Here is a 6,691-nt window from a genome sequence, read left to right as displayed (position 1 = left end):
GGATTGCCGCCGTCGAAAAGGCAGCGGCCCCCGACAGCATGCTGCGGCGAGAAAGAAATTGGCTGGTCACGCGTTCGCTCCCTGCTGGAATATTCTTCTGCGGGGGAGCCTAGGCAGCGCCCGGCCGTCCGGCAAGCGCGCGACTTGGTCCAGACCGCCAACGGCGTTCCCCGGATGCTGCGCAACGCGCCGCCCTGGCGGCGTGGTGCGCTGCTGATCCGGGGTCCATCACATAAGGCGGGGTCATGGGTCCCGGCTCTGCGGAGCAGCGTTACACGCTGCACCGCGTCCGGGACACGGGCGCTAGTTGAAACTGAGCAGCTTGAACAGCGGCGTCAGGTAGCTGAGTTCCTGGCCGGAGGTCGTCGTGGTGCGGCTGATGAAATCGAAGATCTTGCCGTCCTGCAGCCCGTAATTGGCGAGCCGCTGCACCTGGCGCTTCTTGTCGAAATAAATCGCGATCACCCGCTGGTCGACGACCTGCTGGTTCATGAACGCGACCTTGCGTTCGGAGCGCTGCGAAATGTAGTAGAAAACTTCGCCGTTCAGTGTCGCGACCGTTGACGGCGTGCCCATCACGATCAGCACCTGGTCCTGGCTTGCGCCGATCGGAATCTGCTCGAGCGCACCCGCCGGCAGGATATAGCCCTTCTGGAACTGCTCGCCGGTGCAGGCGGCAAGCGCCGCGCAGACCAGCGCGATGGCGGCAGCCGCGCGGATGCCGCGCACATGCGCGAACAGGCCGCGGCCGGCGGCCGCGCGGGAACGAAAATGGCTCGTTTCGGTCATTCCGGAACTAATCCCGTCCTCTTGCATCGCGCGAGGCGTTGACGTACCGGGCAGCACGCCGGATTGCAACATCAACGGGCCCCGATACGCAAACCTTTGGGGCTCGCCTACGGAACCCATAATGCTTTGGCCGTTCAATCACTTGAAGAAACCCCGGATCGCCGCGCGCGGCACCATCGAGGCCATCTATGGCATGATCGTGACGCAGGCGCGAGAGCCGTTGTTTTATCGGGATTTTGGGGTGCCGGACACGGTGAACGGCCGTTTTGACCTGCTCTTGCTGCATATGTGGCTGGTGTTGCGACGGCTGAAGTCGATGGAGGCCGGTTTGGGCCTGTCGCAGGCGCTGTTCGACCATTTCTGCGATGATATGGACGACAATTTGCGCGAAATGGGAGTCGGCGACCTCGCGGTCCCGAAGCGGATGCAGGCGTTCGGAGAGGCGTTTTACGGCCGCATGGCGGCTTACGATCTCGCTTTGACCGCGGGCCATGAGGCGCTCGCGCAGGCCATCCGCAGGAATATCCTGGGTGGCGAGAAAATCGAAACGGCGCGGCAGCTTGCGACTTATGCTGAAACCGCCATGGCAGCTTGGGCCCGACTCGACGAGGCGACGCTGTTGGGCGGATCGTGGAAGTTTCCCGTATGCGATCGCGCGGACACACCGCAATGAGCAAGGATGCGATGACCCGGAAGCCGGATCCCTGGCGCGTCCCGGTTGCGGTTGCGCAAATACCGGATGCCGGGCTGCATCGCGACATCGAGGCCGATGCGACGACGCGCGGCGCGATGGCCGATGTCGCCGATCTGCGCGAGGTTCTTTTCGCCAGCGCGTCTTTCGACGTGATGCCCGGAAGCGGCGGCCGCTTCCATGTCACCGGTCATGTCAAGGCGCGGATCGGGCAGACCTGCGTGGTGACGCTCGAGCCGATCGAGAACGACATCGATGCGCCGATCGACCTGACGTTCGCACCGCCCGACCAGATTCGCGATCTCGCCGACCTCGTCGATGAGGCCGCCGAAAGTGACGAGGAAATTCCAGACCCGCCGGAACCGATCGTGGGCGGCATCATCGATCTCGGCAGGCTTGCAACCGACGTGTTGTTGCTGGCGATCGATCCGTATCCGCGCAAACCGGACGCGGTTTTCGCGCCGGTGGTCGAGGCCGCCGACCCCAGGGATCATCCGTTCGCGGCGCTGAAAGCGTTGAAGGTCGCGCCGAAAAAATCTGACCCGAAGAAGCCGAGGGGGAAATGAAGCCCGGTTAAAGTGGGATTGCGGCGTCGTGTTTTGGTCGAGGCGGATCCGACGTCCGCCCGGAATTTTCGTTTAATTTATTGAATTGCGGGGTTTTTCTCCTCGGGATCGATTTCGGCCCGTGCCGGGGCAGCGTCCCGAAAGACCATGGTCAAGAGGTTGTTTCAGGATGGGGACACGCTATTGTCGCGGCCCGGCCGGGGCTTTATCCGTTGCGTCCCGCCGATCGCCGCGTCCGGCGGTGGCTTCCAGCGCGCGGCCGGGCCGAGAGGCCGCGAAAGATCAGGTTTCCGGGACGTTCATGCCTCAAAAGGTTCGAATCGCGCTTGACGCCATGGGTGGCGATTTCGGCGCATCGGTCGTGATTCCCGGCGCGGCGATTTCGCTGCGCCGACATCCCGATACAGAATTCCTGCTGTTCGGAGACCGCGCGCAGATCGAGGCCCAACTGGCCAGGTATCCTGCCATGCAGGCCGCCTCGCGCGTCGTCCATACCGACGTCGCCGTCGGCATGCACGAGAAGCCCAGCCAGGCGCTGCGCCGTGGCCGCAAGACCTCCTCGATGTGGCTTGCCATCGATGCCGTCAAGAAGGGCGAAGCCGGCGTCGCAATCTCTGCCGGCAACACCGGCGCGCTGGTGGCGATGGCGCGGTTTTGCCTGCGCATGTTGCCCGGGATCGACCGGCCGGCACTCGCGGCGATATGGCCCACCATGCGCGGCGATTCGGTCGTGCTCGATCTCGGCGCCACCATCGGCGGCGATGCGCGTCATCTGACGGCGCTGGCGGTGATGGGCAGCGCGATGGCCAGCGTGCTGTTCGGCCTCGAACGGCCCACGGTCGGCCTGCTCAATATCGGGGTCGAGGAAATGAAAGGCCACGAGGAGATTCGTGAGGCCGCCGAACTCTTGCGGGCCATGAATCTTCCCCAGCTCGACTATATCGGCTTTGTCGAGGGCGACGGCATCGGCAGGGGGGCAGCCGACGTCATCGTCACCGAAGGGTTCAGCGGCAACATCGCCCTGAAAGCCGCTGAGGGAACCGCGCGGCAGCTCGCCGAATATCTGCGCGGCGCGATGGCGCGCACTTTGCGTTCACGCATCGGCTATCTGTTTGCCAAGAAGGCCTTTCAGGCGCTTCGCGACAAGATGGACCCCGGCAAGTCCAACGGCAGCGTGCTGCTCGGACTGAACGGCATTGTGGTCAAGAGCCATGGCGGAACCGACGCCGAAGGCTTTGCCTACGCGGTCGATGGTGGCTATGAGATGGTCCGCTACGATCTCCTCACCAAGATCAATCAGATGCTCAATCGCGACGGCAGTGCGCTTGCCTCGGCGCAGACCGCGCAGGAGGCTGTCTCGTGACTGCGATACGTTCGGTCGTGCTCGGCTGCGGCTCCTATCTGCCGCGGAAGATCCTGACCAACGCCGAACTGGCGGCCAGGGTCGACACGTCGGACGAATGGATCGTGCAGCGCACCGGTATCCGGCAGCGACACATCGCGGCGGAAGGCGAGTTCACCTCGCATCTGGCGATCAATGCCGCGCGTGCGGCGCTCGCTGACGCCGGTGTCGATGCGCAGTCGATCGATCTGATCGTGCTGGCGACCTCGACGCCGGATTATACGTTTCCCGCCACCGCGGTCGCGGTGCAGAACGGGCTCGGGATCAATCACGGCGCGGCCTTCGACCTGCAGGCGGTCTGCTCCGGCTTCGTGTTTGCGCTCGCCACTGCTGACAATTTCCTGCGCACGGGCGCGTTCAAGCGCGCGCTGGTGATCGGCGCCGAGACGTTTTCGCGGATCCTCGACTGGAACGACCGCGGCACCTGCGTGCTGTTCGGCGATGGTGCCGGCGCGGTCGTGCTCGATGCCGAGCCGCAGCCGGGTCTACCGTCTGACCGCGGTATATTGACGACGCATCTGCGCTCGGACGGAAGGCATAAGGCCAAGTTATATGTCGACGGCGGCCCGTCCTCGACCCAGACCGTCGGCCATCTCAGGATGGAAGGCCGCGAAGTCTTCAAGCATGCCGTCGGCATGATCACCGATGTGATCGTGGATGCGTTCAACGCCACCGGCGCGACCGCCGACGACATCGACTGGTTCGTCCCGCATCAGGCCAACAAGCGAATCATCGATGCTTCCGCGCACAAGCTTCATATTGCGCCGCAGAAGGTGGTCCTGACGGTGGACCTTCACGGCAACACCTCAGCGGCGTCGATTCCGCTCGCGCTGACGGTCGCGGTCAGGGATGGACGCGTGAAGAGGGGCGATCTGGTGCTGATGGAGGCGATGGGCGGCGGTTTCACCTGGGGCTCGGCGCTGTTGCGCTGGTGAACGCAGCGCAACAATGTCGTCCAATTTGCGCTGTTGTTTTATGTGCATGGATCATGAGCGCTGTTGACCATCGCCTGCTAAGCTCCTAATTTCAGTCAATAAATTTGTTCGCCGAGAGTGCGGGGCAGGCGATGACCGGGACCGGGAAAACAGTCACACGCGTCGACTTGTGCGAGGCCGTCTACCAGAAGGTGGGACTGTCGCGCACGGAATCGTCGGCGTTTGTCGAGCTTGTCTTGAAAGAGATCACCGATTGCCTGGAGAAGGGCGAGACGGTGAAGTTGTCATCGTTCGGGTCTTTCATGGTGCGCAAGAAGGGTCAGCGTATCGGACGCAATCCGAAGACCGGCACCGAAGTGCCGATCTCGCCGCGTCGCGTGATGGTGTTCAAGCCGTCGGCCATACTGAAGCAGCGGATCAATGGTCACGCGCCCAACGGCGACGGCAAGACCGAGTGACGGATGGTCGGTCGCGTTTTCGAGCGAAGTGGATTCCGGTTCGCGTGAAGAAAACGCGTTGAAACAGAACACCAGAGCCCGTGGCTCTGGCGAGCTGAGAGGAGCGAGCCTTTGGACAAGGCGCCGGATGCGTTCCGTACCATCAGCGAGGTCGCCGGCGATCTCGACATTCCCCAGCATGTGCTGAGGTTTTGGGAGACGCGGTTCGCCCAGATCAAGCCGATGAAGCGGAGCGGCGGGCGGCGCTATTACCGTCCCGACGATGTCGACCTGCTCAAGGGCATCCGGCGGCTGCTCTATGGCGAGGGCTACACCATCCGCGGCGTGCAGCGGATCCTGAAAGAGCACGGCATCAAGGCCGTTCAGGGCATCGCCGACCAGTCGGCCGCGGTCTCGTTCGGCGCGGTCGAGGAGGCGATCGGACAGAGCTTGCAGGAACCCGATGAGGGCGAGGCCGTGGCGCTGGCGCTTGGCGGCGACAGCGACGACGAGGATTACGAAGGCGCCGACGAGGGCATCGACTACCGCTTCGTCGATCCCGATGCGGACGGCATTTTGGGCCCGTTCAGCAAGGACCGTGGCACGGCCATTGCGGAGGCGGATCGCGAGCGCCTCGAAAGGGCGCTGCAGGATCTCGTGACCTGCAAGCAATTGCTCGAAATGGCCATGAAGGACGGTTGACGGCCGGACCGAGCCCTCAGGCCTGCCGCTGCCCTCGGGGCCGGATCGGCCGCCTTGCGCGGCGGCCTGATCGCAGCTAATGGAACGGCATCGGAGCGTGGCGCAGCCCGGTTAGCGCACTAGTCTGGGAGACTAGGGGTCGGAGGTTCAAATCCTCTCGCTCCGACCAAATGACCTTAATTTCGTTCATCGCGTCCAGCGTGATCAGAGGAATGGTGATTGCCCTCCGGCTGTTCGTTCCGCAAATGCGATGCTGACCAGAACCGCCACGACACCCTGCCTCGGGAGGCCCACATGAGCGAAACCCATCGCATAACCGCCGATCCCGCTCAATGCGGCGGACGGCCTTGCCTGCGGGGGCTTCGCATCCGCGTCAAGGACGTTCTCGATCTGCTTGCCGCTGGCGCCAGCCGCGAGGAAATCCTTGCCGATTATCCGCTGCTGGAAGCCGGGGACATTACCGCCGCGCTTGAATATGCGGCGCGGCAAAGCGACCATCCGGTCTTGCGCGTTGCCTGATGCGCTTCCTGGTCGACGCCCAATTGCCGCCTGCGCTTGTCGGCTGGCTCGCAGCACAGGGGCACGAGGCGGAGCACGTCGCTGACCGGGGAATGCAGACTGCGTCCGATGCCGCGATCTGGGATTATGCGCTGGCAACGTCTGCCGCGATCATTACCAAGGACGAGGATTTCGCACAGCGCAAGGTGCTGACGGCGGCGGGGCCGGCTGTGGTCTGGATCAGGCTGCCGAACACGCGGCGCCGCGACCTGCTGGAATGGTTCGAGACGGTGATGCCGCAGATTCTGGTAGCGCTCGAACGCGGCGAAACACTCGTCGAGGTGACATGAGGGCGAACGAACACGGGCGAGGTCAGCCCGTAAGGCACAATAGCGAGGCGTATCGCGCCGACCGTTGGTACCGAAAATTGGCGGAATGCGCTTTGCTATTCCGCCCTACGCGCTCGGTTTCCGGCAGCGCGACCATGTAGTTCGCTGCGTCGCGAAGAATGACCGACGGATCGCCTTTGGGCAAGGGGGGTGATTCGTCGAAATGTGCGGCTCGCCAAGCCGCCAAAGTGATCGATCATTTTTCTGAACGTTTAAACACTGGCGCGACCGAGCCGTCCGCTGGTTGCCGCGCGGAAGGCGAAAAATTTGCCGACTGAGTAC

The 6,691-nt window shown here is 63.5% G+C and carries 9 protein-coding genes and 1 tRNA gene; 9 read left to right on the top strand and 1 reads right to left on the bottom strand.

Annotated elements, in window-relative coordinates; genetic code table 11:
- Positions 1 to 303 precede the first annotated feature (303 nt).
- Positions 304 to 789: an outer membrane protein assembly factor BamE gene (locus WCE35_RS22210; RefSeq protein WP_424595466.1), complete on the bottom strand. Its 486-nt coding sequence runs from the start codon at positions 787 to 789 to the stop codon at positions 304 to 306.
- Positions 790 to 910: 121 nt separating this feature from the next.
- On the opposite strand from WCE35_RS22210, the gene WCE35_RS22205 reads away from it, so the two are divergent.
- The 9 genes from WCE35_RS22205 to WCE35_RS22165 all read left to right on the top strand — a co-directional run bounded on the left by WCE35_RS22205 (position 911) and on the right by WCE35_RS22165 (position 6,370).
- Complete coding sequence (locus tag WCE35_RS22205; protein WP_424595465.1) at positions 911 to 1,462, top strand: ubiquinol-cytochrome C chaperone family protein; 552 nt, start codon at positions 911 to 913, stop codon at positions 1,460 to 1,462.
- Positions 1,459 to 2,046, top strand: a complete 588-nt coding sequence (locus WCE35_RS22200) for a YceD family protein (protein ID WP_424595464.1) — start codon at positions 1,459 to 1,461, stop codon at positions 2,044 to 2,046. Before WCE35_RS22205 ends, WCE35_RS22200 begins: the two co-directional genes overlap by 4 nt.
- 301 nt (positions 2,047 to 2,347) lie before the next feature.
- Positions 2,348 to 3,409 (top strand): phosphate acyltransferase PlsX, encoded by a 1,062-nt coding sequence (gene plsX, locus WCE35_RS22195; RefSeq protein ID WP_424595463.1) that lies wholly within the window; start codon positions 2,348 to 2,350, stop codon positions 3,407 to 3,409.
- Positions 3,406 to 4,383 carry a beta-ketoacyl-ACP synthase III gene (locus tag WCE35_RS22190; RefSeq protein WP_424595462.1) on the top strand — a complete coding sequence of 326 codons (978 nt, stop codon included), beginning with the start codon at positions 3,406 to 3,408 and terminating at the stop codon, positions 4,381 to 4,383. Before plsX ends, WCE35_RS22190 begins: the two co-directional genes overlap by 4 nt.
- A gap of 131 nt (positions 4,384 to 4,514) precedes the next feature.
- Positions 4,515 to 4,841, top strand: a complete 327-nt coding sequence (locus tag WCE35_RS22185; protein ID WP_424595461.1) for an integration host factor subunit alpha — start codon at positions 4,515 to 4,517, stop codon at positions 4,839 to 4,841.
- Between the two features lie 111 nt (positions 4,842 to 4,952).
- Complete coding sequence (locus WCE35_RS22180; protein ID WP_424595460.1) at positions 4,953 to 5,522, top strand: MerR family transcriptional regulator; 570 nt, start codon at positions 4,953 to 4,955, stop codon at positions 5,520 to 5,522.
- A 91-nt stretch (positions 5,523 to 5,613) separates the two neighbouring features.
- Positions 5,614 to 5,691, top strand: a tRNA-Pro gene (locus WCE35_RS22175).
- A 125-nt stretch (positions 5,692 to 5,816) separates the two neighbouring features.
- Entirely contained in the window at positions 5,817 to 6,041 is a 225-nt protein-coding gene (locus tag WCE35_RS22170) for a DUF433 domain-containing protein (RefSeq protein ID WP_424595459.1), read from the top strand.
- The gene (locus WCE35_RS22165; RefSeq protein ID WP_424595458.1) at positions 6,041 to 6,370 is read left to right on the top strand and encodes a DUF5615 family PIN-like protein; all 330 of its coding nucleotides are present in this window, start codon (positions 6,041 to 6,043) and stop codon (positions 6,368 to 6,370) included. Before WCE35_RS22170 ends, WCE35_RS22165 begins: the two co-directional genes overlap by 1 nt.
- Positions 6,371 to 6,691 lie beyond the last annotated feature (321 nt).

This window comes from Bradyrhizobium sp. (assembly GCF_049691595.1).
Classification (GTDB): domain Bacteria; phylum Pseudomonadota; class Alphaproteobacteria; order Rhizobiales; family Xanthobacteraceae; genus Bradyrhizobium.
This window is presented reverse-complemented; position numbering and strand designations above follow the sequence as displayed.